General features: G+C 60.5%; 28 protein-coding genes. 9 read left to right on the top strand and 19 right to left on the bottom strand.

What is annotated here, in order from left to right:
• The first annotated feature begins 174 nt into the window (after positions 1 to 174).
• Positions 175 to 552 carry a helicase gene (locus N5D61_RS06340; protein WP_279891458.1) on the top strand — a complete coding sequence of 126 codons (378 nt, stop codon included), beginning with the start codon at positions 175 to 177 and terminating at the stop codon, positions 550 to 552.
• Between the two features lie 164 nt (positions 553 to 716).
• On the opposite strand, the gene N5D61_RS06335 is transcribed toward N5D61_RS06340, so the two are convergent.
• The 6 genes from N5D61_RS06335 to exbB form a co-directional block, all read right to left on the bottom strand.
• Positions 717 to 2,111, bottom strand: a complete 1,395-nt coding sequence (locus N5D61_RS06335) for an aminoacyl-tRNA deacylase and HDOD domain-containing protein (protein WP_279891456.1) — start codon at positions 2,109 to 2,111, stop codon at positions 717 to 719.
• Between the two features lie 85 nt (positions 2,112 to 2,196).
• Positions 2,197 to 4,272, bottom strand: a complete 2,076-nt coding sequence (gene recG, locus N5D61_RS06330) for an ATP-dependent DNA helicase RecG (RefSeq protein ID WP_279891454.1) — start codon at positions 4,270 to 4,272, stop codon at positions 2,197 to 2,199.
• Between the two features lie 8 nt (positions 4,273 to 4,280).
• The gene (locus N5D61_RS06325) at positions 4,281 to 5,210 is read right to left on the bottom strand and encodes a hydrogen peroxide-inducible genes activator (RefSeq protein ID WP_108236213.1); all 930 of its coding nucleotides are present in this window, start codon (positions 5,208 to 5,210) and stop codon (positions 4,281 to 4,283) included.
• Between the two features lie 91 nt (positions 5,211 to 5,301).
• A complete protein-coding gene (locus N5D61_RS06320; protein ID WP_279891451.1) occupies positions 5,302 to 6,045 on the bottom strand; it encodes an energy transducer TonB in 744 nt (247 codons plus the stop codon).
• Positions 6,042 to 6,467, bottom strand: coding sequence for a TonB system transport protein ExbD (gene exbD, locus N5D61_RS06315; protein ID WP_279891450.1), 426 nt, complete (start codon positions 6,465 to 6,467; stop codon positions 6,042 to 6,044). The genes N5D61_RS06320 and exbD overlap by 4 nt, the downstream gene beginning before the upstream one ends.
• A gap of 3 nt (positions 6,468 to 6,470) precedes the next feature.
• Complete coding sequence (exbB, locus tag N5D61_RS06310) at positions 6,471 to 7,445, bottom strand: tonB-system energizer ExbB (protein ID WP_108236210.1); 975 nt, start codon at positions 7,443 to 7,445, stop codon at positions 6,471 to 6,473.
• A gap of 210 nt (positions 7,446 to 7,655) precedes the next feature.
• Between exbB and N5D61_RS06305 the strand changes: the two genes are divergently transcribed.
• Complete coding sequence (locus N5D61_RS06305) at positions 7,656 to 8,516, top strand: NAD-dependent epimerase/dehydratase family protein (protein WP_279891447.1); 861 nt, start codon at positions 7,656 to 7,658, stop codon at positions 8,514 to 8,516.
• A 63-nt stretch (positions 8,517 to 8,579) separates the two neighbouring features.
• On the opposite strand, the gene N5D61_RS06300 is transcribed toward N5D61_RS06305, so the two are convergent.
• The 6 genes from N5D61_RS06300 to N5D61_RS06275 form a co-directional block, all read right to left on the bottom strand.
• A complete protein-coding gene (locus N5D61_RS06300; protein WP_108236425.1) occupies positions 8,580 to 9,317 on the bottom strand; it encodes a hypothetical protein in 738 nt (245 codons plus the stop codon).
• Positions 9,318 to 9,381: 64 nt separating this feature from the next.
• The gene (locus N5D61_RS06295) at positions 9,382 to 9,762 is read right to left on the bottom strand and encodes a RidA family protein (RefSeq protein ID WP_108236208.1); all 381 of its coding nucleotides are present in this window, start codon (positions 9,760 to 9,762) and stop codon (positions 9,382 to 9,384) included.
• A 23-nt stretch (positions 9,763 to 9,785) separates the two neighbouring features.
• Entirely contained in the window at positions 9,786 to 11,894 is a 2,109-nt protein-coding gene (gene spoT, locus N5D61_RS06290; protein ID WP_279891444.1) for a bifunctional GTP diphosphokinase/guanosine-3',5'-bis pyrophosphate 3'-pyrophosphohydrolase, read from the bottom strand.
• Positions 11,895 to 11,954: 60 nt separating this feature from the next.
• A complete protein-coding gene (gene rpoZ, locus N5D61_RS06285) occupies positions 11,955 to 12,218 on the bottom strand; it encodes a DNA-directed RNA polymerase subunit omega (RefSeq protein ID WP_108236206.1) in 264 nt (87 codons plus the stop codon).
• A 235-nt stretch (positions 12,219 to 12,453) separates the two neighbouring features.
• Positions 12,454 to 13,074 carry a guanylate kinase gene (gene gmk / locus N5D61_RS06280; protein WP_108236205.1) on the bottom strand — a complete coding sequence of 207 codons (621 nt, stop codon included), beginning with the start codon at positions 13,072 to 13,074 and terminating at the stop codon, positions 12,454 to 12,456.
• Between the two features lie 13 nt (positions 13,075 to 13,087).
• On the bottom strand, positions 13,088 to 13,951 hold the full coding sequence (locus tag N5D61_RS06275; protein ID WP_108236204.1) for a YicC/YloC family endoribonuclease: 864 nt from the start codon (positions 13,949 to 13,951) through the stop codon (positions 13,088 to 13,090).
• A 296-nt stretch (positions 13,952 to 14,247) separates the two neighbouring features.
• On the opposite strand from N5D61_RS06275, the gene rph reads away from it, so the two are divergent.
• Both rph and N5D61_RS06265 read left to right on the top strand, forming a co-directional pair.
• Positions 14,248 to 14,970 carry a ribonuclease PH gene (gene rph / locus N5D61_RS06270; RefSeq protein ID WP_108236203.1) on the top strand — a complete coding sequence of 241 codons (723 nt, stop codon included), beginning with the start codon at positions 14,248 to 14,250 and terminating at the stop codon, positions 14,968 to 14,970.
• Between the two features lie 33 nt (positions 14,971 to 15,003).
• Complete coding sequence (locus N5D61_RS06265) at positions 15,004 to 15,369, top strand: DUF4870 domain-containing protein (protein WP_279891440.1); 366 nt, start codon at positions 15,004 to 15,006, stop codon at positions 15,367 to 15,369.
• Between the two features lie 93 nt (positions 15,370 to 15,462).
• On the opposite strand, the gene N5D61_RS06260 is transcribed toward N5D61_RS06265, so the two are convergent.
• Complete coding sequence (locus N5D61_RS06260; RefSeq protein WP_062379788.1) at positions 15,463 to 16,242, bottom strand: exodeoxyribonuclease III; 780 nt, start codon at positions 16,240 to 16,242, stop codon at positions 15,463 to 15,465.
• Between the two features lie 82 nt (positions 16,243 to 16,324).
• Between N5D61_RS06260 and pyrE the strand changes: the two genes are divergently transcribed.
• Positions 16,325 to 16,966: an orotate phosphoribosyltransferase gene (pyrE, locus tag N5D61_RS06255; protein WP_108236424.1), complete on the top strand. Its 642-nt coding sequence runs from the start codon at positions 16,325 to 16,327 to the stop codon at positions 16,964 to 16,966.
• Positions 16,967 to 17,033: 67 nt separating this feature from the next.
• A complete protein-coding gene (locus N5D61_RS06250) occupies positions 17,034 to 17,606 on the top strand; it encodes a DUF4124 domain-containing protein (RefSeq protein ID WP_279891620.1) in 573 nt (190 codons plus the stop codon).
• Positions 17,607 to 17,668: 62 nt separating this feature from the next.
• Here the strand turns inward: N5D61_RS06250 and argB are convergent, their stop codons facing one another.
• The 4 genes from argB to coaBC all read right to left on the bottom strand — a co-directional run bounded on the left by argB (position 17,669) and on the right by coaBC (position 22,974).
• Positions 17,669 to 18,574, bottom strand: a complete 906-nt coding sequence (gene argB / locus N5D61_RS06245; protein WP_279891438.1) for an acetylglutamate kinase — start codon at positions 18,572 to 18,574, stop codon at positions 17,669 to 17,671.
• Between the two features lie 23 nt (positions 18,575 to 18,597).
• Entirely contained in the window at positions 18,598 to 19,995 is a 1,398-nt protein-coding gene (locus N5D61_RS06240) for a phosphomannomutase/phosphoglucomutase (protein WP_279891618.1), read from the bottom strand.
• Positions 19,996 to 21,303: 1,308 nt separating this feature from the next.
• On the bottom strand, positions 21,304 to 21,759 hold the full coding sequence (dut, locus tag N5D61_RS06235; RefSeq protein WP_108236198.1) for a dUTP diphosphatase: 456 nt from the start codon (positions 21,757 to 21,759) through the stop codon (positions 21,304 to 21,306).
• A gap of 6 nt (positions 21,760 to 21,765) precedes the next feature.
• A complete protein-coding gene (coaBC, locus tag N5D61_RS06230; RefSeq protein ID WP_108236197.1) occupies positions 21,766 to 22,974 on the bottom strand; it encodes a bifunctional phosphopantothenoylcysteine decarboxylase/phosphopantothenate--cysteine ligase CoaBC in 1,209 nt (402 codons plus the stop codon).
• Between the two features lie 132 nt (positions 22,975 to 23,106).
• On the opposite strand from coaBC, the gene radC reads away from it, so the two are divergent.
• Entirely contained in the window at positions 23,107 to 23,781 is a 675-nt protein-coding gene (gene radC, locus N5D61_RS06225) for a DNA repair protein RadC (protein ID WP_108236196.1), read from the top strand.
• Between the two features lie 75 nt (positions 23,782 to 23,856).
• Here the strand turns inward: radC and N5D61_RS06220 are convergent, their stop codons facing one another.
• Positions 23,857 to 25,446 carry an ABC transporter substrate-binding protein gene (locus N5D61_RS06220; RefSeq protein ID WP_279891435.1) on the bottom strand — a complete coding sequence of 530 codons (1,590 nt, stop codon included), beginning with the start codon at positions 25,444 to 25,446 and terminating at the stop codon, positions 23,857 to 23,859.
• Positions 25,447 to 25,857: 411 nt separating this feature from the next.
• Between N5D61_RS06220 and rpmB the strand changes: the two genes are divergently transcribed.
• Positions 25,858 to 26,094, top strand: a complete 237-nt coding sequence (gene rpmB / locus N5D61_RS06215; protein ID WP_108236194.1) for a 50S ribosomal protein L28 — start codon at positions 25,858 to 25,860, stop codon at positions 26,092 to 26,094.
• Between the two features lie 10 nt (positions 26,095 to 26,104).
• Positions 26,105 to 26,260, top strand: coding sequence for a 50S ribosomal protein L33 (gene rpmG, locus N5D61_RS06210; RefSeq protein ID WP_003177274.1), 156 nt, complete (start codon positions 26,105 to 26,107; stop codon positions 26,258 to 26,260).
• A gap of 93 nt (positions 26,261 to 26,353) precedes the next feature.
• Here the strand turns inward: rpmG and N5D61_RS06205 are convergent, their stop codons facing one another.
• Positions 26,354 to 26,716 (bottom strand): cupin domain-containing protein, encoded by a 363-nt coding sequence (locus N5D61_RS06205; RefSeq protein ID WP_279891433.1) that lies wholly within the window; start codon positions 26,714 to 26,716, stop codon positions 26,354 to 26,356.
• Between the last annotated feature and the right edge of the window lie 138 nt (positions 26,717 to 26,854).

Below are 26,854 nucleotides of genomic sequence, written 5' to 3'. Positions count from 1 at the left end.
TTATGGCTGGTTTTTGCGCGGGGTGCCGCCACTGTTGGGCGACGCGCCATTGCGCCCGACGGTGTCTGCTGCGCCACTTCGCGACTGACGGGTTCTGCTCGCTCATGCCCACGAAAGGCTGGGTACACTGCCACCGGATGCTGATTTCGCATCGCTCGGGTGGAGGTCTTGGGTATGAAGTTTCGTTTTCTTCTCTGGATGCTGGGCTTGATGATGGCCCGTGCAAGTCGTCGCAACCCGGCCTTTCAGCAACAACTGGCCGGTAAGGACCTGACGTTCCAGTTGCAGACCCGCGATGGAAAAGTGTCGCGGCATTTTGTCGTGCGCGATCAGCGGGTCAGCAGCCGGGGTGGCGAGGTGGCCGCACCTGCCTTTGCGATTTCGTTCCGGGATGCGGCTTACGGCTTCGCCACGTTGCAGGCAAAAAACAAGCAATTGGCGTTCATGCAGGGGATTCAGGACAAGGACATTCAGGTCACCGGCAACACCGGATTGGTGATGTGGTTTCAGGGCCTGACGAAGTATTTGAAGCCGAGGAAGAAGAAGGCGTAATTCTGTAGGAGCGTGGCTTGTCCGGCGATCGGGGACGCAGTCGCCGTGAATCAGCTGATGCGGTCTCTCAGGCGGTCAGAGTCTGCAGGTTTTACTGTCGGTACCCGACAGATCGCGGGACAAGCCGCGCTCCTACAGTATGTAGGGCGCGGCAAGTATTCGGCTTAATGAAACTGCGACGCCAACTCGCGCAGCAGCACTTCGGCCTCCAACACTTTCTGCACGACGTCTTCGGCTTTTTCGCGCGGCAGGTCCAGGCGCTGGAAGAGCTCGTCCGGAATGCTTTCCTGGGGGCCAGAGCCGATCCCTTCCTTGCGCAGCAAACGCACGGCCAGGCATACCAGGTTGGCATATTCGTGGTGCTCGCCCGCGTAGTGCGGGTCGTGCTGGAAGCGCAGCGCAGTGGCCAGCTCTTCGGGCATGTCCCAATTGCGCATCAACCAGGCACCAATCTGCTCCCGCGTGATACCCAGCAAGTGCTGCTCGACGAAACTGTGGTGCAGGTGCGGGTTGACTTCTATCTGACGGCAAATCAGGGAGAAGTGCGGCGGGAATACGTGAGCCAGCAGCAAGTAACCGAAGTTGTGCAGCAGGCCCGCCAGGTAGGTCAGGCCGCTTTCGGGGCGCTTGGCGCGCGGCATGGCGCGGGTCAGGCCCTCGATGACCGCTGCGGTGTAGATGGACTGCTGCCAATAGGGCGTTGCATGTTGCGGCTGATCTTTCGGCAGCGCCAGCGTTTTGCCCAGCGCCAGGCCCAGCGCCAGGTTGATGACCAGATCGAAGCCAAGCACACGGACAATGGCGTCTTCGACCGAGCGAATCTTGCCCGCCGAGCCGTAGTAAGGCGATGCTGCCCAGCTCACCACTTGGGCGGCCAGTGCCGGATCGGTCTCGACGACGCCGGTGATGTCATCGATGGTAGCGTCAGGGTCGACGCGCAGCTTGATGATCTTCTGCGCGGTGTCAGCCAGTGGCGGAATCTCCACCGTTGCTTCCAGGCGCTGCTGAATACGGCGGGCGGTGAAGTGCTGCACGGCCTTGGTGATTTCGTCGCGGTCGTCGTCAGGGCGGGTGAGGTTCGGTTGGACCGACGCGATGGGCTCGCCAAAGGCGGCCGCGCTGGCTTTGCTCAGCAGCGTCTTGAAGTCATCACTGTCGATTTCCAACAGCAGCCCCGGTTCGCCCGAGTCGATCAGCACGGTCGGCTCCAACAGCAGGCGCTCGTCATATAAACAGGGCGAACTGGTCAGTGCGGGCAGGGCAGGCAAGACACGCAAGCTGTGCTTGCCCAGCATCTGATCGAGATGATCCTGCGACACGGCAGTCAGCTTGCGTCCGGTCAGTTCGGTGATGCGGTTCAGATCCAGCAGTTGGTTTTGCGAGAACAGAACCAGTAACGCACCCACCGTGTCGTGGACCAGAATGGCCTGCACTTTCTGCGAGGTCGGCAGTTTCTCGTCGTCCGTGACTTCCCGGTAGCTGATGGCCGCTTTGCCAAGCAACTGCCGGATGACAGACGGGGCGTGTTGGGTTGCGTCGATTTGGGCAACTTCTGTCATGGCCTGTATCCAAATTCCTACAATTGCTGAAGTATAACCAGCTTGGTCGTTCTATAGGTGAGACACGTCTCTAATGCCGACCACTTCACACTTGGCCATATTGCTGGCCGTGTCGCAACCAGCGTTCCAGCAGTGGACTAACGTGATGGGGCCAACGCTCCAGCAATGCCTGGGCGGCGTCCCTGACAGCGGGCAGCAGGTCTGCGTCGCGCATCAGATCGGCAACCTTGAACTGCAGCAAGCCCGTTTGTCGGGTTCCCAGCATTTCTCCTGGGCCGCGCAATTCCAGGTCTTTTTCGGCGATCACGAAGCCGTCGTTGGTTTCGCGCATGATGCCCAACCGTTGTTTGCCGATTTGCGACAGCGGCGGGTGATACAGCAGCACACAGTGGCTGACCGCGCTGCCGCGTCCGACGCGGCCCCGCAACTGGTGAAGCTGAGCCAGCCCGAGCCTTTCCGGGTTCTCGATGATCATCAGGCTGGCGTTGGGCACGTCCACACCCACCTCGATGACTGTAGTCGCTACCAACAACTGCAGGAGGCCTGATTTGAAGTCAGCCATGACGGCGGCTTTCTCTGCCGGCTTCATGCGACCGTGAATCAGCCCGACCTTGAGCTCGCCCAGCGCGCTGGTCAGCTCCTCGAAGGTGGTCTCGGCGGCCTGGCACGTCAGCTCCTCGGATTCTTCGATCAGCGTGCACACCCAATACGCCTGACGGCCTTCGGCGCAGGCATTGCGCACCCTTTCCACCACCTCGATGCGGCGGCTATCGGCAACCAGCACCGTGTTGACCGGGGTGCGGCCGGGCGGAAGCTCGTCGAGAATCGATGTGTCCAGATCCGCATAGGCACTCATGGCCAACGTCCGGGGGATGGGCGTGGCGGTCATGATCAATTGGTGCGGGCACATCTGGCCCCCCACGCCTTTTTTACGCAGGGCCAGCCGTTGCTGGACGCCGAAGCGATGTTGCTCGTCGATGATCACCAGGGCCAGGTTTCTGAATTGCACCTCGTCCTGAAACAGAGCGTGAGTGCCCACCACCATCGGCGCGCCGTTGGCGATCTGCTGGAGCGACGCAGCACGCGCCTTGCCTTTCAGTTTGCCCGCCAGCCAGGCCGTCTCGATGCCCAGAGGTTCGAGCCAGCGGGTGAAGTTGATGTAGTGCTGTTCAGCGAGAATTTCGGTAGGGGCCATCAGCGCGACCTGATAGCCGGCTTCGAGCGCCTGTAGGGCCGCGAGCGCGGCAACCACGGTTTTGCCCGCGCCCACATCGCCCTGGATCAGCCGCAGCATGGGCTCCTGCTGACTCAAGTCGTACGCGATTTCCTTGCCGACCCGCTGTTGAGCACCGGTCGGGGGGAAGCCCAGGTTGGCCAGAAATTGCTTCGGCAGGTTGCGGGCGACAGGCAGTGCAGGTGCTCGCTGCGAGCGCAAGCTTTCGCGCAGGCGCTGCTGTGACAGTTGATGGGTCAGTAACTCTTCGAAGGCCAGCCGGTGCTGTGCCCAGTGATGCCCCAGCGCCAACTCCTCGACGTCTGCATCTGCCGGCGGGTGGTGCAGATAGCGAATCGCGTCGCTCAGCGCAGCCAACTGGTAGTCTCGTGCCAACTCCTCCGGCAGCCAGTCCGGCAAGCTTCGAGGGCCAAGCATGCCGAGGCTTTGTTGGCACAACTGCCGCAACCGTTGTTGCGTCAATCCCTCGGTCGTCGGGTAGATCGGCGTTAGTGTCTGGTCAACGGGGATGGGCTCATCACCCGTTATCGCGCGGTACTCAGGGTGATAGATCTCCAATCCCGAGGCGCCCGGCCTCGCCTCTCCATAGCAGCGCAGGTGCGTACCCCGTTTCAGGCCATCTTTCTGGGCGTTGCTGAAATGGTAAAAGCGCAAGCTCAGCACACCCGTACCGTCGCCCAGCCTGACCAACAGGCTGCGGCGCTTGCCCATCACCACATCGGCGCCGCTGACCACGCCCTCGATCACGGCGTCCTGACCGGGCCGCAGCGCGCCGATGGGCACCACGCGGGTGCGATCCTGATAGCGCAGCGGCAAATGGAAAAGGACGTCCTGGATGTTTTCCAGGCCGACTTTCGCCAGCTTTTCCGCCATGGCCTCACCGACGCCCTTGAGCGCCGTGACCGAGACGTGGGACAGCTCTGTCATACCGCCACTTAGCTCGCTTGTGCCTGCGCTTTGGGGCGAGCAACGGAACACAGACGGATCGAATCGGCGAGGATTTCAATGGCTTTGGGGCGCGGGAAGCTTGCCCGCCATGCGATGGCGACCGTGCGGAACGGCACCGGCGCCGACAGTGGACGAACCTCGATCACGCCTGGGGCATAGTGGTGGCTGTCGACGGCCGACATCGGCAGGATCGAAACCCCCAGGCCAGAGGCGACCATGTGGCGGATGGTTTCCAAGGAGCTGGATTCCACCGTGGTGTGCTTGCTGCTATCGCCCCCCTTGACCAGCGTCGGACAGGCTTCCAGCACCTGATCGCGGAAGCAGTGACCTTCCCCGAGCAGTAGCAGGCTCTTGTCATTGAGGGCCGAGGCATCGATGGTCTGTTTCTGGGTCCAGGGGTGTTCTGCCGGCATGAGCACGTAGAACGGCTCATCGTAAAGCGACATGGTCAGGACGTCGGCTTCGTTGAATGGCAGCGCGATGATGATCGCGTCCAGTTCGCCGTTGCGCAGCTTGTCGCGCAATACGTGGGTGAAGTTTTCTTCGATGTACAGCGGCATCTGCGGCGCGACCCGATGCAACTGCGGGATCAGGTGTGGGAACAGATAAGGCCCGACGGTGTAGATCGCGCCGACTTTCAGCGGAGCGGTCAACTGGTTCTTGCCCGTCTGGGCAAGTTCACGAATGCCTTGGGCCTGTTCGAGCACTTTCTGCGCTTGAGCGACGATGCCCTCGCCAACCGGCGTCAGACGTACTGCACTCTTGCTGCGCTCGAAAATCAGCACACCGAGTTCATCTTCCAGCTTCTTCACGCCCACCGACAGGGTCGGCTGGCTGACATGGCAGCGCTCGGCGGCATGGCCGAAGTGCTGCTCTTGGGCGAGGGTAACGATATAGCGCAATTCTGTGAGGGTCATAGCGTGCGTCCATGAAGTTGCGGCCCCAGCATAGCGGGTGCAATCGATAGACGCACGTTATCAAACCCTCTGTCGTCGCAAAATCAACGTTTCAACGTTTATCCAGCGAATAAACGAAGGGTGCGACGACTTCCAGAGTGCCGTTGTTGAGCAATTCGGCCGGTGGCTTGGGCAGCGGCTGGGCGCGGCGGATCATTTCCAGCGTGGCCCTGTCCAGCGACGCACTGCCCGAACCGCCTGCGATTTCATACGACAGAACGCGGCCTTCCCCATCCACCACGAAGCGCAGACGGTTGATGCCTTGCATGCCACGACGACGCGCATCTTCCGGATAGCGCTTGTACTTGGCCAGATGGCGCAGCAAATCGCCCTGCCACGTCGGCAGCGCAGTACTCGGCGGCGCGGGAGGCGCTTGCTCGGGGGCTGCCGATTTTTCCGGCTTGGCGTTGGAGGGAGGCGTGTCTACCGGCTTCTCATCGGCAGGCTTCTCTTCCTTCGGCGGCTCGACCTTTTTCACCGGCTTGGGTGGTTGGGGTTTCGGCTTTGGCTTGACCGGCTTTGGAACCGCGATTTCAGGCTTCGGCGCTTCGGCAACAGGCGGAATCGGCGGAGGCTCTTCCGGCGCAGGCGGCTGCGGTGGTTGAACCACTTTCGGCGGTGGCGGCGGCGCGGGCTCCGGAACGGGTGCCAGCTCGATCATCATCGCCGCCGGAGGCAGTTCGATGGCCTGCGGCGCGGACCAGTGCAGCGCAACGAAAATCGCCACAGCATGGACCGCCAGCACCAACAACAGACTACCGCTATAGCGCGTCAGTTTTTGGCGCGTATTGATCATTTCTTACCAACCGTCTCGAGACCCACGAGACCGACCTTCAGGTAACCGGCACCGCGCAGCAGATTCATGACCTCCATCAGGTCGCCGTAATCCACGCCCTTATCGGCCTGGAAGAAAATAGTCGTGTCTTTCTTGCCCTTGGTCTTGACGTCCAGCACGGGGCCGATCTGCTCGCGCGCGACTTTTTCGTCACCCAGGTACAGGCTCTGATCGGCTTTGACGCTCAGGAATACAGGCTTCTCGGGCCTTGGTGCAGGCTTCGCCGTGGAGGCAGGCAGGTCGACTTTGATGTCCACCGTCGCCAGCGGCGCGGCTACCATGAAGATGATCAGCAGCACCAACATGACGTCGATGAACGGCGTCACGTTGATTTCGTGGTTCTCGGCGAGGTCATCGCCACCTTCGTTGAGATGCAGGCCCATGGTTTACCCCATCTTGACCATGTGCGGTGCCGGGCTACGCTCGGCGGTCGGCTGGTGATCCAAGTCTCGGCTGACCAGCAGCAGGACCTGAGCCGACGCATCCGACACCTGGGCTTTGTAGCCGGCGATGGAGCGGGCGAAGACGTTATAGATGACGACGGCAGGAATGGCGGCCACCAGCCCCAGTGCCGTGGCCAGCAGGGCTTCGGCAATACCCGGCGCGACCACGGCGAGGTTGGTGGTCTGGGTCTTGGCGATGCCGATGAAGCTGTTCATGATGCCCCACACGGTGCCGAACAGACCAACGAACGGTGCGGTCGAGCCGATGGTCGCGAGAACACCAGTGCCCATGCTCATGTTGCGACCGCAGGCTGCGACGAGCCGCTCCAGACGGAAACTGACGCGCTCCTTGATGCCTTCGCGTTCCCGGCTGTTGGTCGACAGGTGCATCTCTTCCAACGCATCGTGAACCAGCAGGTGGGCCAATGTCCCTTCCTTCTTGGCGCCGGCGCTGGCTTCGTCGAGTGTGCGCGCGCGTTTGAGGGCGGCAATTTCGGCCTTCAGGCGGCGCTTGGCGCCCAGCAATTCCAGGCCTTTGGCGATCCAGATGGTCCAGGTGACGATCGAGGCGATCGCCAGGCCGATCATGACCGCTTTGACGACCACGTCTGCATTCTTGTACATGCCCCATGGCGACAGGTCGTGAGACATGCCCAGAGTGTTATCTTCGGCGGCAGCTTCGGACTCCGAAGGAGCGGGCGATGCAAGATCCTGAACGGCAGGTGCCGCGGCAGTGTCCACTGGAGCGGCAGGCGCTGGCGTTGAAGATTGTGTGGCAGGCGTCGGCGCCGGAGCGGAAGAGTCGGCGAGTGCAAGAGGCGAGAGCATCAGGCTGAACAGCAGCGCCGCGATGACGCGCGCTGCGCGTGGCAGACCCGAAGACGTGATTGAGGAAGCGGGGGATTGAGTGAATGTCATGCTGGCCCGACCTGATGTGAAAGGTGTATCCGTTCTGAATGCGTCACGCTGCGCGAGGCGAGCGGAGAAGAACAAAGGGCCGTCATTATTGCAAGTAATTCTTGTTAACAAAAGTAATAGAGTATCTTTTTTTAACGTGAATGCGTCCCGATGGTCGCATGACGCCCTTTATTTACGGGTTCGAACGATTTTTGATGTGGAGAGCGAGGCATGGCTGGGCCATCGGTTTTGATTGCAGGATGTGGCGATATCGGGAGCCGTCTTGCGACGCAGGTGCTTGCTTCGGGGTGGACGGTATACGGGCTGCGCAGAACCACTGCAAAGCTGCCGAGAGGCGTGCAGGGGGTGACAGCCGACTTGTTCGACGCGCGTATGCCCGACCAGTGGCCCGACGGTCGAATCGACTACCTCGTGTACTGCGCCACCCCCAGCGAGCGGGACGAGGCAGGCTATCGTGCCGCTTACGTACAGGGGCTGCATCATGTGCTGGGCTGGATCCAGCGAAGCGGACAGAAGCCCAGACGGGTGGTCTTCGTCTCCAGCAGTAGCGTGTACGGACAGCAGGGTGGCGAGTGGGTCGACGAGGCTTCGCCGGCCGAGGCTGACGGTTTTTCGGGACGCATCATGCGGGAGGCGGAACAGGTGGCGCTGGCCAGCGGGTGGCCTGCGAGTGTTGTCCGACTGACGGGTATCTATGGTCCTGGCCGCAGCGATTTGATGAACCGGGTGCGTCAGGGGTACAGCGTCGCCGTCGACCCGCCGTTATACGGCAACCGTATTCACGCAGACGATGCGGCGGGACTTTTGGCGTTCTTGCTTCAGGCGGATGCGCGAGGCGTGGCGCTGGATGACTGCTACCTGGGTGTGGACGACGCTCCCGCTCCGTTGGCGGAGGTGGTGGACTGGATGCGGCAGCGGCTGGGCGTCACGCGCTGGTCTGATGAGAACAGCGTGAGGCGAGCGGGGAGCAAGCGCTGCAGCAATGCTCGGGCGAAAGCCTTGGGTTGGGCGCCTCGGTACGCGAGCTACAAAGAGGGGTACGAGGCCATGCTGGCGGCCGACCCTATCTGATCGGTGGATGGCGATTCATCGATGGGAGCGCATTCTCTCCCATCGACAACCCGTTTGCGCCGTTCAGTTCTTTTCCAGCACCCAATGCCGTTCGCCAGGGCGCAGGTCAGGCATTTCGGTGGGTTGAGCGTTGTTCACCGCTTGGAAAATCTCCAGTTGCTTGCCTTGGCGCACAAACACCCAGGGATTGCCACGCTCGTTTCTTTCCAGCCACATGCTGTCGTATTCGCCACTCATGGCCGCGCAGTCGCCCGCAAGGCACAGTGCATACCGGTCATTCCCTGGCAGGCCAGTGACGCTGCCGTCCGGAGCGAACTCGACCACGCTGCCTTGCCCCTCGCCATTGACGATGGTCCATTTACCACCCAGATAGGCCGAGTACAGCGCACGCTCGAAACTGCTTCCGGGCTGTGCACCCGCCTGGGCTGGCTCTTTTGGCGTGCGGAAATGCTGCTCAGGTCCTGAATCGGTGGCGCTTTGCACCAGTTCGTCACCTTTGAGTTTCAATTCGTCAGAGGCGCTGCCGTAGACATTGACCTTCCACGCCCCTTGTGGATCTTTGGCAATCTTGCCTTCGGTCAGCTCGAAGCCGTTATACGCGGTGGCCTGGCCTGCGGCAGTATTGATGTTCCATTCCAGGGTCGGGCCGTAAGCCAGCAGCGACTGGCGAAGATTTCCGCCCTCGGCCGCCGCATCGATAGCCGCCTGGTTGATCCAGACACCGTCGGGAGTTTTGTTGGAGTGGCTGGCGCAGCCGCTCAGCAGCGCGGCCAACAGCGAGAGGGCGAACGCGACGCGCATCGGCATGGCGGAGTCCTTCCTGAGTTAAGGGGATAGCGGAGCGCGGGCACGCTCCGCGAGAGGATCAGTCGATGACCAGCACAGCATCCATTTCGACTTGCGCACCGCGTGGCAGCGCAGCGACGCCGATGGCTGCACGCGCCGGGTAAGGTTGTTCGAAATACTTGCCCATGATTTCGTTGACCTTGGCGAAGTGGCTCAGGTCGGTCAGGAAAATGTTTAACTTGACGATGTCCTTGAACGAGCCGCCTGCCGCTTCGGCGACTGCCTTGAGGTTTTCGAAGACTTGAACGGTCTGGGCTTCGAAACCTTCGACCAACTCCATGGTTTTCGGGTCCAGCGGGATCTGGCCGGACATATAGACAGTATTGCCAGCTTTGATCGCCTGAGAGTACGTGCCGATGGCGGCAGGGGCTTTGTCGCTGGAGATAACGGTCTTGCTCATGAAAAACTCCTGTGGGCGGTGGGCTACGCGCGCATGCGGGTGATGCGGATCACCCCGGCCAGGGCGCGCAGTTTCTTGATCACGCGGGCCAGGTGCACACGGTCGTGCACGCTGACCACCAGTTGGACCACGCTGATACGACCGTCGCGCTCGTCCATGCTGATTTTCTCGATGTTGCCGTCGGCCGCGTTGACGCTGCTGGCCAGCAAGGCGATCAGGCCGCGCTGGTGTTCCAGCTCCACCCGCAGCTCGACGTTGAATTCACCGGTGACGTCCTTGGCCCAGGAAAGCTGGATGCATTTTTCCGGGTTGTGGCGGATTTCACTGATGTTTCGGCAATTGTCCAAGTGCACGACCATCCCCTTGCCAGCCGACAAATGGCCGACGATCGGGTCACCCGGGATCGGCGTGCAGCATTTGGCGTAACTGAGCACCAGGCCTTCAGTGCCGCGAATCGCCAGCGGACCTTCCGCGGTCGGCAACTCTTCGGTTTCGCTGGCCAGCAGTCGACGTGCCACCACGTAGGCCATGCGATTGCCAAGGCCGATGTCCTCGAGCAGGTCTTCGATGACCTCCACCCGGTATTCGGCGAGGATTGCCTGAAGGCGTTCGTGCGGAACCTTCTCCAGGCTGCTGTCGAAACCGTTCAGCACCTTATTGAGCAGGCGCTCGCCCAGGCTGATGGATTCAGACCGGCGCTGAAGTTTCAATGCATGGCGAATGTGGGTGCGCGCCTTGCCGGTCACCACGAAATTGAGCCATGCCGGGTTGGGGCGTGCGCCAGGCGCGCTGACGATCTCGACGGTCGAACCGCTCTGCAGGGGCTCTGACAGCGGCGCCAGTCGCCGATTGATCCGACAGGCGATGCAGCTGTTGCCCACATCGGTATGCACGGCATACGCGAAGTCAACGGCCGTGGAGCCTTTCGGCAGCTCCATGATTCGGCCCTTGGGCGTGAATACGTAGACCTCGTCGGGGAACAGGTCGATCTTTACGCTCTCGATGAATTCCAGCGAGTTGCCCGCCCGCTGCTGCATCTCCAGCACGCCCTTGACCCACTGACGGGCACGGGCATGGGTACCTTTGGGTTGCTCGTCGCCGGAAGATTTGTACAGCCAGTGGGCGGCGATGCCGTTGTTGGCCATCTCTTCCATCTCGCGGGTGCGAATCTGGATCTCGATGGGAACTCCATGCATGCCGAACAGGGTGGTATGCAGCGACTGATAGCCGTTGGCCTTAGGGATTGCGATGTAGTCCTTGAAGCGGCCGGGTAGCGGTTTGTACAAATTATGTACAGCGCCAAGTACGCGATAGCAGGTATCGACCTTGTCGACGATGATCCTGAACGCATAGACGTCCATGATTTCGGTGAAAGCCCGGCGCTTGCCGCGCATCTTCTTGTAGATGCCGTACAAATGTTTCTGCCGCCCGCTGACATCGCCTTGTATGCCATCTACCACCAGGCAATGGGCGAGGGATTCTTCGATCTTGTTGACCAGTTCCTTGCGATTGCCGCGAGCGCGCTTGACCGCTTGACCGATGCGCGAGGAGCGCATGGGGTACATGGCCTTGAAGCCCAGGTCTTCGAATTCGATGCGCACGTTGTGCATGCCAAGACGATTGGCGATGGGCGCATAGATTTCGAGGGTTTCCTTGGCAATGCGACGCCGTTTTTCGCCCGAGAGTACTTCCAGCGTGCGCATGTTGTGCAGACGGTCGGCGAGCTTGACCAGGATCACGCGGATGTCCCGCGCCATGGCCATGGCCATCTTCTGGAAGTTTTCCGCTTGGGCTTCGGCCTTCGTTTCGAAGTTCATCTGGGTCAGTTTGCTGACCCCGTCGACCAGTTCGGCCACGGTTTCGCCGAATTGCGCACTGAGCGCTTCCTTGGCGATGCCGGTGTCTTCGATCACGTCATGCAGCATCGCGGCCATCAGGCTCTGATGGTCCATGTGCATATCGGCAAGGATATTGGCCACCGCCAGCGGATGGGTGACGTAGGCTTCGCCGCTGCGACGGCGTTGGCCGTCGTGGGCTTGTTCGGCGTAGAAATACGCCCGGCGAACCAGGTTGACCTGGTCGGCGCCGAGGTAGGTCGAGAGGCGATCGGCGAGGGCGTCTATGCTCGGCAAGATGGAACTCCTTGCCGAAGACTGTGACCCTGCGCCTTGCTACGTCGACCAGGCATAGGCTTAGACGGCCTCGTTGGACTCGTCCTCGAACGCAGCGAACAGTGGTTCATCTTCAACGATTTCAGCTTCTGCAATGACGGAGTAGTCCATCAGACCCGCTGCGATTTCACGCAGGGCAACAACGGTGGGCTTGTCGTTTTCCCAGGCCAGCTTCGGCTCCTTGCCGCCAGTCGCCAGTTGACGCGAGCGTTTGGTGGCGAGCATGACCAGCTCGAAGCGGTTATCTACATGTTCCAGGCAGTCTTCAACGGTCACGCGGGCCATGGGTATTCCTCGTAGCAAATGCGGATGCGCGGTGCCCGGATGGGCGAGCGGACTCGGTAGTTTACAAGTGGTCAGCCACAAGCTTCAAGCGGCACGCCACGAGCGGTCGGTTTTCACGCGCTACAGCGTGCCGTACACGTCTCCTGTAAAAGCGCGTTTGCCCGCGATAGCTATACGTCAGAGACAGGCTGGTTTCTGGTCTGACGCTATCGCGGGCAAGCGCGCTCCTGCAAGCTCATGCCAACAGTTGGGCCAGCAGCTCGGCGTGGCGCTGCTGCTGATGTTCCTGACTCAGCAGGTTGGCGCGGAAAATGGCTTTCAAATCTTCGAGGGCTGTCGCGAAATCATCGTTGATGACGATGTAGTCGTACTCGACGTAATGACTCATCTCACTGACAGCTTCGCGCATGCGCCCCTCGATGATGTCGTCGCTGTCCTGTCCGCGGTTGGTCAGGCGCTGGCGCAGCGCTTGCTGGGTCGGCGGCAGAATGAAGATCGACCGGGCATGGGGCATCAACCGACGGACCTGCTCGGCGCCCTGCCAGTCGATCTCGAGAATCAGGTCGTGCCCCTCGTCCAATGTCTGCTGCAGACGGCTCTGCGATGTGCCGTACAGGTTGCCGAAGACTTCCGCCTGTTCGAGAAAATCGCCGTGCTCGATCATGCGCACGAATTCGGCACGGTCGACGAAGTGATAGTTCACGCCGTCCACTTCGCCGGGGCGCATGGCGCGAGTGGTGTGGGAAACAGAGACGCGGATCTGCGGCTGGGCATCGATCAGGGCTTTGACCAGACTGGTCTTGCCTGCACCCGATGGGGCAGAAATGATGTACAGCGTGCCGGTGCTATGGGTCATGTCGTGTCGGGCCTTACTCAATGTTCTGCACTTGTTCGCGCATCTGCTCGATCAGCACTTTCAGGTTGACCGCAGCCTGAGTGCTGCGAGGGTCGAAGGCTTTGGAGCCCAGGGTGTTCGCTTCGCGGTTGAGTTCCTGCATCAGGAAATCCAGCCGCCGCCCAGCCTGTCCGCCGGCCTTGAGCACGCGCCGCACTTCAGTCACATGCGTGCTCAAGCGGTCGAGCTCTTCGGCTACATCGCTTTTCTGTGCCAGCAGGACCATTTCCTGTTCCAGGCGCTGCGGGTCGAGTTCGGCCTTCATGTCGGTGAAACGGTCGAGAATTTTCTGACGTTGGGCAGCCAGCATCTGGGGCACGAGGGTGCGCAGTGTGGCCACTTCCGCTTTGATCGACGAAAGCCGTTCGTCGAGAAGTTTGGCCAAGTCCGCGCCTTCGCGCGCTCTGCCGGCCTTCAACTCGTCAAGGGCTTCGTTGAACAGGGCCATTGCATCGTTATTCAGGGCTTGGGGGTCGGCGGCATCGGCGACCAGTACGCCTGGCCAGGCCAGCACTTCAAGTGGATTGAGCGCCGCAGGCTGTTTGATCAGGCCCGCGACGACTTCAGCGGCAGCCACCAGTTGGCCGGCGCGCTCACGGTCCACTTGCAGCGGTTTGCCCGCGTTTTCCTCAGTGAAGCGCAAGGTGCATTCGACCTTGCCCCGGGACAGGCCCTGCCGCAGGGCCTCACGGACAGCGCCCTCCAAATCGCGGAAAGACTCGGGCAGGCGCAGGTGGGGTTCGAGGTAGCGATGGTTGACCGAGCGCAGTTCCCAGCTCAGCGTGCCTTGTGAGCCCGCTCGTTCGGCACGGGCGAAAGCCGTCATGCTGTGCACCATGGGAAGTACCTCTGTAAAAGTCAGGATCAGCCTAAAAAGGGCGAGCAACCCGCACCTGATGAAGTCGTAAAGAAGCGACCGGCTGTAAAGGCGCAAGATTGTAGCTCAGAGCAAGGTGTGCGCCCAAATGTGGCGTTATCGCATACGATCGGCGATGCCTTGCGCCTGGCGAGGACAGCCATTTGGGTGGCCGTGTCCTGGTCCCGACGATCGCTGTGCAATGATTTGATGCCCCAAGCGTGAGCTTGCACCTCTATAATGCAGGTCAGTTTTCCGTCTCAGTACAGGTATCCCAGATGAAACGTCCAAGTGGTCGCGTTGCCGATCAGCTTCGCTCGATCCGCATCACCCGCAACTACACCAAGCACGCCGAGGGTTCTGTCCTGGTCGAGTTCGGCGACACCAAGGTGATCTGCACCGTCAGCGTCGAGAATGGCGTTCCACGTTTCCTCAAAGGTCAGGGCCAAGGCTGGCTGACCGCGGAATACGGCATGTTGCCGCGTTCGACCGGCGAGCGTAACCAGCGCGAAGCGAGCAAGGGCAAGCAGGGCGGCCGGACGTTGGAAATCCAGCGTTTGATCGGGCGTTCGCTGCGCGCTGCGCTGGATATGTCCAAGCTGGGCGATATCACCTTGTATGTCGATTGCGACGTGATCCAAGCCGATGGCGGTACCCGCACCGCATCGATTACGGGTGCCATGGTTGCGCTGGTCGACGCCTTGAAAGCGATCAAGAAGCGCGGCGGCCTGAAGGGCGGCGATCCGCTGAAGCAGATGATCGCAGCGGTGTCGGTCGGCATGTACCAGGGCGAGCCTGTGCTGGACCTGGACTACTTGGAGGACTCCGCCGCCGAGACGGATTTGAACGTGGTCATGACCAGTGCCGGTGGCTTCATCGAAGTCCAGGGCACGGCCGAAGGCGCACCCTTCCAGCCGGACGAACTCAATGCCATGCTGGCGCTCGCGCAGCAGGGCATGAGTCAGATTTTCGACTTGCAGAAAGCGGCGCTGGCCGACTGACCGACCCCATTACCTCCAGACAGGGCCCGCACGATGATCGACCAGACGCCTTTACCCCTCCCGAGCAAGGAAGTTCGCCAGTGGGCCATGCTGTGCCACTTCGCCGCGTTTTTCGGGCTGATTTTCCCTTTTGGCAATCTCTTGGGGCCGCTGATCGTCTGGCAATTGAAGAAGGAAACCGATCCTTTCATCGATGCCCAGGGCAAGGAAGCGCTCAACTTTCAGATCACCGTGGCCATTGCGGCGATGATCTGCTTTCTGCTGATGATCGTCGTGATTGGCTTTCCACTGCTGATGTTGGTTGGCGTAGGTGCGCTGGTGCTGACCATTATCGCCGGCATCAAGGTCAATGACGGAATCGCCTATCGGTATCCGTTTACCTGGCGGTTGATCAAATAATCGCCAAACAATGCTGTCGTCAGCCTTCCCGGACCAGACGCCAGGCAAACAAAAGCCGACTTCACGTCGGCTTTCTTTTGGGCGAGCGGGACGTCAGATGGTCAACGTCCAGTCGTAGTCCACGATCAGCGGTGCGTGCTGCGAGAAGCGCGGCTGGCGTGGCAGGCGTGCGCTGCGTACGAAACGGCGCAGGCCCGGGGTCAGCAATTGGTAGTCGAACCGCCAGCCCAGGTTGAGCATTTCGGCCTGTTCGTTATCCGGCCACCAGCTGTACTGGTCGCCTTCCCGGCTGACTTCGCGCAGGGCATCGACATAACCCATGTTACCGACGATCTCATCCATCCAGGCGCGTTCCGGCGCAAGGAAGCCTGGCGACTGCTGGCTGTCGCGCCAGTTCTTGATGTCCAGCTTCTGCTGCGCAACGTAAAGCGAGCCGCAATAAATGTACTCACGACGTTTGCGGCGTTGCTTGTCCAGGTATTTGCCGAAGTCGTCCATGAGCTTGAACTTCTGGTTCAAGTCCTCATCGCCGTTCATGCCAGAGGGCAGCAGCAAGGTCGCAATACTGACTTTGTCGAAATCGGCCTGCAGGTAACGCCCATAGCGGTCGGCTGTTTCAAAGCCCAGACCGTTGATCACCGCCTTTGGCTGCAGCCGCGAATACAGTGCCACACCGCCCTGGGCGGGAACTTCGGCATCGCAGGCATACAGAAAGTAGCCGTCCAGCTGGTAGGCCGGATCGTCCAGTTCAAAGGCAGAGGCGCGGGTGTCCTGAAGGCAGATGACGTCGGCATTCTGGGCTTGCAGCCAACTGAGCAAACCACGCTCGACTGCAGCCTGAATACCATTAACGTTCACACTGATGATCCGCATAAATGGCCCCAAAAATCACGTGCGTGTATGATACCCGAGCTCTACCTAATTAGCTAAATCCGTGGTATTCGGGGCTTTTTTCATGCAGGCGTATCAGCGCGAATTCATTCGTTTTGCCATCGATCGCGGGGTTTTGCGTTTCGGTGAGTTCACTTTGAAGTCGGGACGCACCAGTCCTTACTTCTTCAATGCCGGTCTTTTCAACAGCGGTTCTGCACTGGCCCAACTGGGTAAGTTCTACGCGGCGGCGGTCGTTGAAAGCGGCATTTCCTTCGACGTACTGTTCGGTCCGGCTTACAAAGGCATTCCCTTGGCGGCCGCAACGGCCGTGGCGTTGGCCGATCAGCACGCGCTGGACTTGCCATGGTGCTTCAACCGCAAGGAGGCCAAGGACCACGGCGAAGGGGGCAGTCTGGTGGGCGCGCCGTTGACCGGCAACGTGCTGATCATCGATGACGTGATCACTGCAGGCACCGCCATTCGCGAAGTCATGCAGATCATCAAGGCGCAGGGCGCCACTGCAGCAGGCGTGCTGATTGCGCTGAACCGTCAAGAACGGGGTAATGGCGAGCTTTCGGCCATTCAGGAAGTCGAGCGCGACTTCGGTATTCCGGTGGTCAGCATCGTGTCGCTGAATCAGGTGCTGGAGTTTCTGGCCGACGATCCGCAGCTCAAGCAGCATTTGCCTGCGGTGGAAGCGTACCGGGCTCAATACGGCGTCTGATTGCCAGAGGATTCTCCTTCTTATGCTCAAGAAGCTATGCGCTGCAGGGCTCTGGTTCTCGTTGGGCATGGGGTGCGTTGCAGGCGCTCTGGCCGATGACGGGCCGGGCATTGTGTTCTATCGCTATGTCGACAGTCGCGGCGTTACGGTGCTCGATCGCCAGGGTGTACCCGCCGAGTACGCCGGCAAGGGCTACGAAGTGCTGAATCAGCGGGGCCGAGTGATTCAAGTGATCCCGCCTGCGCCCACGGCCGATCAGGCGCGCAAGGCCCAAGCGGCTGCTCAGGCGGCCAAGATCCAGTCCGATGCCGACGCGCAATTGTTGCACCTCTACAGCGGTGTAGCGGATGTGGAACGGGCGCGGGCGCGCAAGCTGGCGGAAATCGACGCGCTCATTTCGGTGGCCCAAGGCAACATTCAAGCGCTTGCGAATCAGCAGGCTTCCCTGCAAAAGCAGGCCGCCGATCAGGAGCGGGCAGGTCACCCGGTGCAGCAGGGTCTTCTCGATCAGATGAACGATTTGCGGGATCAACAGCAGAATCTGAAGGTGGATATCCTTCGTTATCAGGCCAACCGGCAGCAGGCGGACGCTGACTTCACCCAGGACCGGGCGCGATTGCAGCAGTTGCTGGCGCAGTGATCCACCGGGCGGGCTTGTAGCGGTGCGGCTGGACGGCACCGCTACAAGGTGAATCGGCTCGGTCAGTGACGCTTGCGGTTGCTGATCAGCGTGCCGACGCCGGTGTCGGTGAAGATCTCCAGCAACACGGCGTTGGGCACGCGACCGTCGATGATGTGCGAGGTGGTCACACCGCCTTGCACGGCTTCCAATGCGCAACGGATCTTCGGCAGCATGCCGCCATAAATGGTGCCATCGGCAATCAGGCCGTTGACCTGTTCGGTGGTGAGGCCGGTCAGTACCTTTCCTTCCTTGTCCATCAGGCCGGCGATATTGGTCAGCAGCATCAGCTTCTCGGCCTTGAGCGCTTCTGCCACTTTGCCAGCGACCAGATCGGCATTGATGTTGTAGGACTCGCCGTCGGCACCTACGCCAATCGGGGCGATGACCGGGATGAAATCCCCTTTGACCAGCATGTTCAGCAGCTCGGTGTTGATACCCACGACTTCGCCGACATGGCCGATGTCGATGATTTCCGGTTTGGTCATCTCCGGCGTCTGGCGGGTGACGTTCATCTTTTTGGCACGGATCAGGTGGGCGTCTTTGCCGGTCAGGCCGATGGCGTTCCCGCCATGGCGGTTGATCAAGTTGACGATGTCTTTGTTGACTTGGCCGCCCAGAACCATTTCAACCACGTCCATGGTCTGTGCATCGGTGACGCGCATGCCATCGATGAAGTGGCTTTCGATGGACAGGCGCTTGAGCAGGTCGCCGATCTGCGGACCGCCGCCATGGACCACGACCGGGTTGATACCCACGGCTTTCATCAGCACGATGTCGCGCGCGAAGCCGGTTTTCAGCTCTTCGCTTTCCATAGCATTGCCGCCGTACTTGATCACCAGCGTCTTGCCGACGAACCGTCGAATGTAGGGCAAGGCTTCGGAAAGGACTTTGGCGGCGTTGGATGCGGCATCGCGTTCGAGGGTCATTTGGGCTCCACTCAAAAAGTTGATCAAAAAGGTAGTTCTAGATCCGGTGCTACGGTTTTCAACTGGGTATGGAACACGTCCTTGATCCGCTGCAGCTCGTCCTCGGTCTCGGCTTCGAACCGTAATACCAGCACCGGCGTGGTATTGGAAGCGCGGACCAGGCCCCAGCCTTTTGGATAATCGACACGCACGCCATCAATGCTGGTCAAGCTGGCATTGCCCCATTGCGCGTCACGCTCCAGCGCCTCCATGATGCTGAACTTGCTCGTCTCGGTAACCGTGATGTTGATCTCCGGCGTCGAAAAGTCATTCGGAAACGTCTGGAACAGTTCTTCGGCGCTGAGCGTTTCCTGGCTGAGGATTTCCAGCAGCCGTGCTGCGCTGTAAATGCCGTCGTCGAACCCGAACCAGCGCTCTTTGAAGAAGATGTGGCCGCTCATCTCACCCGCCAGAAGTGCGCCACTCTCTTTCATCTTTTTCTTGATCAGCGAATGGCCGGTTTTCCACATCACCGGACGGCCGCCGTACGCTTGGATCAGCGGGACCAGACGGCGCGTGCATTTCACGTCGAAGATGATATCGGCGCCCGGGTTGCGCTTGACCACATCACGCGCGAACAGCATCAACAGCCGATCGGGGTATACGACGCTCCCCGCGTTGGTCACGACACCTACCCGATCACCATCGCCGTCGAAGGCCAAACCTACATCGGCGCCGGTTTCCTTGACCTTGGCGATCAAGTCCTGAAGGTTTTCCAGTTTTCCCGGGTCCGGATGGTGATTCGGAAAATGACCGTCCACCTCGCAGAATAGCGGGATCACTTCGCAATTCAGCGCCGACAGCAATTGCGGAGCGATCACGCCCGCAGCGCCGTTGCCGCAATCGACCACCACCTTGAGGCGGCGCGCCAAGACCACGTCGTTGGTGATCTGCCCCGAGTAGAGATCGAGGATGTCGACCTTGCTGACGCTGCCCTTCCCCGCAGGCAGGTGGTTGCGCTTGATGCGGTCGTGCAGCGCTTGGATCTGCTCGTTCGCGAGGGTGTCGCCCGCGATGACGATCTTGAACCCGTTGTAATCCTTCGGGTTGTGACTGCCGGTCAGCATCACGCCCGTACAGCCTTGAAGGACGCTGGCGGCGTAATAGAGAGCCGGAGTAGGAACGAGGCCGACATCGCTGACATTGCAGCCGCTGTCGTACAAGCCTTTGACCAATTGCGCGATCAGTTCCGGCCCTGAAAGACGCCCGTCACGCCCCACGCAGACGTTCGGCTCGCCCTGCGCCAGGCTCTGGGCGCCGACTGCCCGGCCGATCCAATAGGCCGTTTCGCCTGTCAGGGTTTCGCCGACGATGCCGCGTATGTCATAGGCGCGGAAAATCGAGTCAGGAAACTCGGGGGCATAGGAAACTGTACTGCTCATTGCGGGTGGTTGCTCCGACGTCTGGAAATCCTTTGGCTCATCGAGCAGGTCGATGTCGAGAATGTCGGTGTCCTGAAACAGCGGGTCCGTCAGCTCCGTTTCAGGGGCATCGACTGATGAAAAGTCCATCGAGCTGCCTGTTGCATCTAGGTTCGGAGTTGCCGCGCCATGGCTGGAGGGCGAAGCAGGCGCCGCAGGTGCAGGGCGCAGCGAGAGCCTTGCAAGGCTCTGAGCCAGGCCGTTCAAGGCGGGCATGCTCAGGCCGAAGGGTTTGACGGCCTTTCCGCTGGAGAGTTCTTGCAGCAGCTGTTCCAGTTGTCTGGCATCGGCCTTGACGCGCCGTTTGAACGTACTCTCGTTCAGATACAACCCCAAGAGCAGGCTGCCAAGCGCCACGAGGGCGGCCAGCGCAAGCATCAATGAGGGAGGGGAGGATTGCAGCGCAGGGCCGGGGGTGAATGTCAGCTTCCAGTTGGGGTAGCCGGTGGTGAAGTCGACCGCACGCCCCCCTTCAGCCTGCCCTCGTGTAAGAAAGCTTTGCGCCGTTGCATCGCCGAACTGCTGACTGAGCACGATCTGGCCGACTTCGGCTGGAGCGTCCGGCAACGCGTTGGTCAGCCTTTGCAGCTTGTAAGCCAGCAGCAAGGTCCCGGAAATCGGCCCATCCGCCGTGGCACGCACTGGCGCGACACTGTAGATCAGCCAACTGTCGCCCACTTTCCGGGCTTCCGGCGGCGGAACCTCACCTTTGGCAGCGCTGGCGAGCATGTCGAGCGTGGCGAAGCTGATCGGCAAGGCGGACGTGTCGGGCGTGTTTAAGCCCAAAGGGCTCAACCGCGCACCGACGACGCTGTCGCGGTATTTCAGTGACCCCTGGGCGGTGTCTATGGCAGCCGGATCGTTGCTCTGCAACGCTTGCGAGAGGGACGGGTCCAGCGCAGCAGCCTGGGTTCCCGCGTTGATCTGCCGCAGCGCCTTTCCAATCGCCCCTGCCTGGGCGGTGCCCCAGGCCTGGGCCAATTGGTCTTTTTCCTCGGGTTGCCCGAGCAGGCCAAGCCAGACCAGAACACCGGCGGCCACCCAGCCAATGAGTGAAGGAATCAGCCCGGGACTTGCCAGGCTCAGAGGGGCGTCCTTGATCGTTGCGTCAGTCGTTTCCGGGCGAGAGCTCGCCTTGGCTGTGCGCTTGATGCCTTTCAAACCTGACTCTCCCTGCTGTTACTTCCTGGGGCGTTGTATGTTTATAGCATCCTGCCATGCCGGTTCGGAGATTCGACGAAAGGCCCGCCGGATCGACGCTTGGTGGGCTCAGCGGCTGCCCGAATGGCCGAAGCCGCCCGCGCCGCGCTGGCTTTCGTCAAACGCCTCGACCACTTCGAAATGCGCCTGAACGATGGGCACGAGCACCAGTTGAGCCAAGCGCTCGCCGACGGAAATCTTGAACGCGCTCTGACCACGGTTCCAGCAGGAGACCATGAGAGGCCCTTGGTAGTCGGAATCGATCAGCCCCACCAGATTACCCAGGACGATGCCGTGTTTATGGCCCAGCCCGGAACGCGGCAGAATCAGCGCAGCGAGGCTGGGGTCTGCAATGTATATCGACAGACCCGTGGGGATCAGGAGGGTCTGGCCGGGTTCCAGCACGGTGTCCTCTTCGAGCATGGCGCGCAGGTCCAGGCCGGCGGAGCCGGTGGTGGCGTAAGCCGGAAGCGGGAATTCGCTGCCAAGGCGAGGGTCGAGGATCTTGGCTTGTAGAGCGTGCATACGTGATTAAACCTGGTTCAAACGTTCGGCGATAAAAGTCACCAGCTGGCGGGCAATCTTGGCCTTGCTGGTCTGGGCGAAGAGCGTTTCCTTCAACGCTCGGTCGATTACGCTGCAGGCGTTTTCCTCGCTGTTGAAGCCAATGCTGGGATTGGCGACGTCGTTGGCGACGATCAGATCAAGGTTTTTGTCCTTGAGCTTGCGCGCTGCGTAGTCGAGCAGATGTTCGGTCTCGGCGGCGAAACCAACACTGAATGGGCGGTCATCCCGTTGGGCGATGGTGGCAAGAATGTCCGGGTTACGGACCATTTGCAGCAGCAGGCCGTCGCCGGTCGTAGGATCTTTCTTGAGTTTTTGGGGGGCAATGACTTCAGGGCGGTAGTCTGCGACCGCTGCCGAAGCAATGAACAGATCGCATGGCATGGCGGCTTCGCAGGCCGCAAGCATGTCCCGCGCACTGACCACATCGATGCGCGACACGCGGTCTGGCGTCTGCAGATTGACCGGCCCTGTCACCAACGTGACGCGGGCCCCGGCTTCTGCGGCGGCTTCAGCGAGGGCAAAGCCCATTTTGCCGGAGCTGTGGTTGGTGATGTAGCGCACCGGGTCGATGTTTTCCTGAGTCGGCCCGGCGGTGATCAGTACGTGTTTGCCGGTCAGGCTCAGACGCTGGAAACAGTCGGCGGCGGACTGGGCGAGGTCGTTGGGCTCCAGCATTCGGCCATACCCCACGTCGCCACAGGCCTGACTGCCACTGGCCGGCCCGAACAGGCGAAAGTCCCGGGATTCGAGCACCTGCAGGTTGGCTTGCACCGATGGGTCGCGCCACATAGCCTGGTTCATCGCTGGGGCGACCGCGACGATGGCGTCGGTGGCCAGCACCACTGTGGTCAGCAGATCATTGGCGATGCCTTGGGCCAGACGTGCGATCAAGTCAGCAGTTGCCGGTGCGATGAGCACCATGTCCGCCCATTTGGCCAGTTCGATATGGCCCATGGCTGCTTCGGCGGCGGGGTCTAGCAGATCCAGGTGGACCGGATGCCCGGACAGCGCTTGCATGGTCAGGGGCGTGATGAATTCGGCGCCGCCCTTGGTCATCACAACGCGGACTTCAGCTCCATGATCGCGCAAGCGGCGGACCAGCTCGGCGCTTTTATAGGCCGCGATGCCGCCGCCTACGCCGAGAACGATGCGTTTCCGATACAGCCGTTGCATAGGCCTGCCTTCAGGTCGAGTTACACGCGGCAACCTTATGGCCGGTCAGGGCCCAATCGACGCGTAAAAAAGATGGCTAAGATAGCACAGCGACCGCCCGGAGACAGCGGCGTCCACTGACAGGGAGGTGCTATGAGTATTCGCGATTGGCCCGCGGCGGAACGGCCCCGGGAGAAGCTGCTGGAGCGAGGTGCCGCGAGTCTTTCGGATGCCGAACTCCTTGCCATTTTTCTGCGCACGGGCGTGTCCGGAAAAAGCGCAGTGGACCTGGCGCGGCACTTGTTAAGTCAATTCGGCAGCCTGCGTGCGTTGCTGGAAGCCAACCTCGCCACGTTCAGTAACGAACTTGGGCTGGGCCCCGCCAAATACGCGCAGTTGCAGGCGGTCATGGAAATGGCCCGACGACATTTGGGAGAGGGTTTGAAGCGCGGTTCGGCGCTGAAAAGTCCCACCCAAGTGCGCAGTTATCTCAAAGCGCTGCTTCGGCACGAGCCCCACGAGGTGTTCGGGTGCCTGTTTCTGGACAGTAAAAACCGCGTGCTGGCGTTCGAGTCGCTGTTTCACGGCTCGATCAACGTGGCACACGTCCACCCCCGGCAAGTGGTCAAGCGAGCGCTGGCCCACAACGCAGCCGGCGTCATTCTTTGCCATAACCATCCGTCCGGCATGACCGACCCGAGCGATGCCGACATCGAGCTGACCCGGGTTTTGAAGGAGGCGCTGGCCATGGTCGATGTCAGGGTGCTGGACCACCTGATCGTGGGCGACGGCGATCCATTGTCGATGGTGGAGCACGGCGTCATGTAAGGGGCTCGCGGGTGGCATGGCTGTGGCAGCGAACGCATTCGTCGCCACAGCGCTGCCGGTCCGGGTCGGGCGCCTTTACTTCACCATCACCTTCGAAAATTCCTGCCGTCCGAATGGGCTGACGCTGTATCCCACAACGTCCTTGCGGGTCAGTGCAAAGGCAGTGGGATGAGCCAATGGCAGCCACAGCGCTTGTTGTTGAATCTGTGCTTGAGCCTGATGGTAGAGCTTGGCGCGCTGGGCTTGATCGGTCACGGCCTTGCCTTGGCTGATCAGCTTGTCCAGGCCTTCATCGCAATACCGCGCGAAGTTGGTCCCGGACTTGACCGCAGCGCAGGAGAATTGCGGTGTCAGGAAATTGTCCGGGTCGCCGTTATCGCCTGCCCAACCCATGAAAAGCAGGTCATGCTCCCCTGTTTTAGCGCGACGAATCAGTTCACCCCATTCAATCACCTTGATCTCTGCCTTGATGCCGATGGCCGCCAGATCATTTTGCAGCAGTTGCGCGCCCGCGCTCGGATTTGGGTTCAGCAGGCTGCCGGAAGGACGCGTCCACAGCGTGGTCTTGAAGCCGTCCTTCAATCCGGCTTTGGCCAGAAGCTGCTTCGCTTTGGCGACATCATGCTTGTAGCCCGGCAAGTCGCTGGCGTAGCCCCAGGTGTTGGGTGGGTACGGGCCATTGGCCGCGCGTGCCGAGCCCTCGAATACGGCTTTGAGGTAGGTGTCCTTGTCGAAGGCAAGGTTGATCGCCTGACGCACTTCCGGCTTGTCGAGCGGTGGATGCTGGCTGTTGATGGCCAGGAATGCGGTCATGAAAGCGTCGGTCTTTTCGACTTTCAGGTTGGAATCCTTGCCCGCCTCGGTCACGTCCAGCGGTTTGGGAGAAAGCGCGATCTGACACTCGTTCTGCTTGATCCGCTGCAAGCGCACATTGGCATCGGGCGTGATCGCATAGATCAGCGTGTCGACGCTCGGCTTGCCGGCGAAATAGTCAGGGTTGGCGACGTAGCGCACCACGGAATCCTTCTGGAAACGCTTGAAGATGAAGGGGCCGGTGCCAATGGGTTCGGCGTTGAGCTTTTCAGGGGTGCCTGCCTTCAGCAACTGCGCCGTGTACTCGGCCGAATAGATGGAGGCAAAGCCCATGCTCAGCGTCGCGAGGAAGGTTGCGTCCGGATGATCCAGCGTGATGCGTACGGTATTGGCATCCGGCGCCTCGATTTTCTTGATCAGCGAGGGCCATTGCATCGACTGGGCGTGGGGGAAGCCCTGCACGGCGACTTTGTTCCACGGATTGGCCGGGTCTAGCATGCGCTGGAAGCTGAACACCACGTCCGCCGAGTTGAAGTCGCGGGTCGGGGTAAAGTAGTCGGTGTGATGGAATTTCACCCCGGTGCGCAGTTTGAAGTCGTAGGTCAAGCCGTCGGGCCAGACGCTCCAGCTTTCCGCCAGGCTAGGGACGAGCTTGCCGGTCTGTGCGTCGTAGTCCACCAGGCGGTTCATCAACACATCGGCCGATGCATTGGTGGTGGTCAGCGAGTTGTATTGCACTACGTCGAAGCCCTCGGGGCTGGCTTCCGTGCAGACGCTCAGGCTCGTTGCGGCCTGAGCCATCAGCGGCAGGGACAGAGAGGCGAACAAAAGGGGTAAAGCGGCTAGGCGCATGGCGATTTTCCTTTCTAGAATGGCCCATCTGCCGGTGCAGTCTGGCAAGAGGTCTACCCTAGGGGCTGTCGACCCTCCTTTGCAAGCCGCCACGGCCACCAGCCCCATGGACCTTGCATCCGAGCCAGGCGCTCTATTTAACGCGACGAATGGTAGAGTGCCGCTCATCCCCTTGGGCGGCGGCCCTGCGCAGGGAAATGGCCTGATTTTCTTTCAGGTAATTCGTCGTTTGTGTTGTTGCCCCCAAGCCTTTCTGGTATAAAGCAGCGCTCTTTTCTAGGGGCCCGCTGCCTTCACCGTCGGTGTGGCCGGTAAGACCCCTGAAGAAACGCGGCGCCTGGCGCCAAATGACTGAGAGATTAAGCGGCCAACCCATGCCGGGTTGGGCATGTGGTTTTAGAGGGCTGAGGCATGTCGAGAGTCTGTCAAGTTACCGGTAAGGGTCCGGTAACCGGGAATAACATTTCCCACGCAAACAACAAAACCCGTCGTCGTTTCCTGCCAAACCTGCAGCATCACCGCTTCTGGGTTGAGAGCGAGAAACGCTTCGTACGTCTGCGCGTATCTGCCAAAGGCATGCGCATCATCGACAAGCGCGGCATTGATGTCGTTCTGGCCGAAATTCGCCGCGACGGCGCAAAGGTTTAAGGAGAGCATCATGCGTGAACTGATCCGTTTGATTTCGAGCGCTGGCACTGGTCACTTCTACACCACTGACAAGAACAAGCGCACTACCCCGGACAAAATCGAGATCAAGAAATACGATCCGGTTGTTCGTAAGCACGTGATCTACAAAGAAGGCAAAATCAAGTAATTGGTTTTCTCTTTTGCAAAAGAGCCCGCAGCGATGCGGGCTTTTTTGTGGGCGTGGTTTTTGGCTACATCCTGAGAGCTCGGACGAAGGGAATCAGGGTTTCTGTTCGAACACCACGTAAATCTTGCGGCATGTCTCCAAGACTTCCCAAGTGCCCATGAATCCAGCGGGGATCACGAAGCGGTCGCCTGCCCGCAGTGTTTTTGCATGGCCGTCCTCGTCCCGGATCACTGACACGCCCTGCACAATCTCGCAGTATTCGTGCTCGGTATAGTTAACCTTCCATTGCCCGACCTCACCTTCCCAAACGCCAGCACTCATTTGCCCGCACGGGCTGTTGTAGTGGTTATAGATCGTTTGTTCCGGGTCTCCCTTGAGGACCTTTTCCGCGGCGGGTTTGAAGCGTTCCGCCCCAGTGGTGGCTTCGCTGAAATCGACGATGCTTTCGACAGTCATGTTGTTAGCTCCTGAGTCTTGCTGCCTGGACGACGTTAGAGGGCAGGAGGGAGTCATTGCTCCCATTGGCCTGCTTCACACGCCTCTGTTGAATAAAATGCACGATAACACCTCGTTTCTCGTATTTTTGTCCAATAT

It is taken from the genome of Pseudomonas sp. GD03842, assembly GCF_029841165.1.
In the GTDB taxonomy this organism is placed as follows: domain Bacteria; phylum Pseudomonadota; class Gammaproteobacteria; order Pseudomonadales; family Pseudomonadaceae; genus Aquipseudomonas.
Note: the sequence above shows the minus strand (reverse complement) of the source record. Positions and strands in the feature narration are given on the sequence as shown.

Bases quoted from the DNA above. Each gene is read 5' to 3' on its own strand.
- N5D61_RS06340 (WP_279891458.1), top strand. From the start codon at position 175: ATGAAGTTTCGTTTTCTTCTCTGGATGCTGGGCTTGATGATGGCCCGT.
- N5D61_RS06335 (WP_279891456.1), bottom strand. From the start codon at position 2,111: ATGACAGAAGTTGCCCAAATCGACGCAACCCAACACGCCCCGTCTGTC.
- recG (WP_279891454.1), bottom strand. From the start codon at position 4,272: ATGACAGAGCTGTCCCACGTCTCGGTCACGGCGCTCAAGGGCGTCGGT.
- N5D61_RS06325 (WP_108236213.1), bottom strand. From the start codon at position 5,210: ATGACCCTCACAGAATTGCGCTATATCGTTACCCTCGCCCAAGAGCAG.
- N5D61_RS06320 (WP_279891451.1), bottom strand. From the start codon at position 6,045: ATGATCAATACGCGCCAAAAACTGACGCGCTATAGCGGTAGTCTGTTG.
- exbD (WP_279891450.1), bottom strand. From the start codon at position 6,467: ATGGGCCTGCATCTCAACGAAGGTGGCGATGACCTCGCCGAGAACCAC.
- exbB (WP_108236210.1), bottom strand. From the start codon at position 7,445: ATGACATTCACTCAATCCCCCGCTTCCTCAATCACGTCTTCGGGTCTG.
- N5D61_RS06305 (WP_279891447.1), top strand. From the start codon at position 7,656: ATGGCTGGGCCATCGGTTTTGATTGCAGGATGTGGCGATATCGGGAGC.
- N5D61_RS06300 (WP_108236425.1), bottom strand. From the start codon at position 9,317: ATGCGCGTCGCGTTCGCCCTCTCGCTGTTGGCCGCGCTGCTGAGCGGC.
- N5D61_RS06295 (WP_108236208.1), bottom strand. From the start codon at position 9,762: ATGAGCAAGACCGTTATCTCCAGCGACAAAGCCCCTGCCGCCATCGGC.
- rpoZ (WP_108236206.1), bottom strand. From the start codon at position 12,218: ATGGCCCGCGTGACCGTTGAAGACTGCCTGGAACATGTAGATAACCGC.
- gmk (WP_108236205.1), bottom strand. From the start codon at position 13,074: ATGACCCATAGCACCGGCACGCTGTACATCATTTCTGCCCCATCGGGT.
- N5D61_RS06275 (WP_108236204.1), bottom strand. From the start codon at position 13,951: ATGGTGCACAGCATGACGGCTTTCGCCCGTGCCGAACGAGCGGGCTCA.
- rph (WP_108236203.1), top strand. From the start codon at position 14,248: ATGAAACGTCCAAGTGGTCGCGTTGCCGATCAGCTTCGCTCGATCCGC.
- N5D61_RS06265 (WP_279891440.1), top strand. From the start codon at position 15,004: ATGATCGACCAGACGCCTTTACCCCTCCCGAGCAAGGAAGTTCGCCAG.
- N5D61_RS06260 (WP_062379788.1), bottom strand. From the start codon at position 16,242: ATGCGGATCATCAGTGTGAACGTTAATGGTATTCAGGCTGCAGTCGAG.
- pyrE (WP_108236424.1), top strand. From the start codon at position 16,325: ATGCAGGCGTATCAGCGCGAATTCATTCGTTTTGCCATCGATCGCGGG.
- N5D61_RS06250 (WP_279891620.1), top strand. From the start codon at position 17,034: ATGGGGTGCGTTGCAGGCGCTCTGGCCGATGACGGGCCGGGCATTGTG.
- argB (WP_279891438.1), bottom strand. From the start codon at position 18,574: ATGACCCTCGAACGCGATGCCGCATCCAACGCCGCCAAAGTCCTTTCC.
- N5D61_RS06240 (WP_279891618.1), bottom strand. From the start codon at position 19,995: ATGAGCAGTACAGTTTCCTATGCCCCCGAGTTTCCTGACTCGATTTTC.
- dut (WP_108236198.1), bottom strand. From the start codon at position 21,759: ATGCACGCTCTACAAGCCAAGATCCTCGACCCTCGCCTTGGCAGCGAA.
- coaBC (WP_108236197.1), bottom strand. From the start codon at position 22,974: ATGCAACGGCTGTATCGGAAACGCATCGTTCTCGGCGTAGGCGGCGGC.
- radC (WP_108236196.1), top strand. From the start codon at position 23,107: ATGAGTATTCGCGATTGGCCCGCGGCGGAACGGCCCCGGGAGAAGCTG.
- N5D61_RS06220 (WP_279891435.1), bottom strand. From the start codon at position 25,446: ATGCGCCTAGCCGCTTTACCCCTTTTGTTCGCCTCTCTGTCCCTGCCG.
- rpmB (WP_108236194.1), top strand. From the start codon at position 25,858: ATGTCGAGAGTCTGTCAAGTTACCGGTAAGGGTCCGGTAACCGGGAAT.
- rpmG (WP_003177274.1), top strand. From the start codon at position 26,105: ATGCGTGAACTGATCCGTTTGATTTCGAGCGCTGGCACTGGTCACTTC.
- N5D61_RS06205 (WP_279891433.1), bottom strand. From the start codon at position 26,716: ATGACTGTCGAAAGCATCGTCGATTTCAGCGAAGCCACCACTGGGGCG.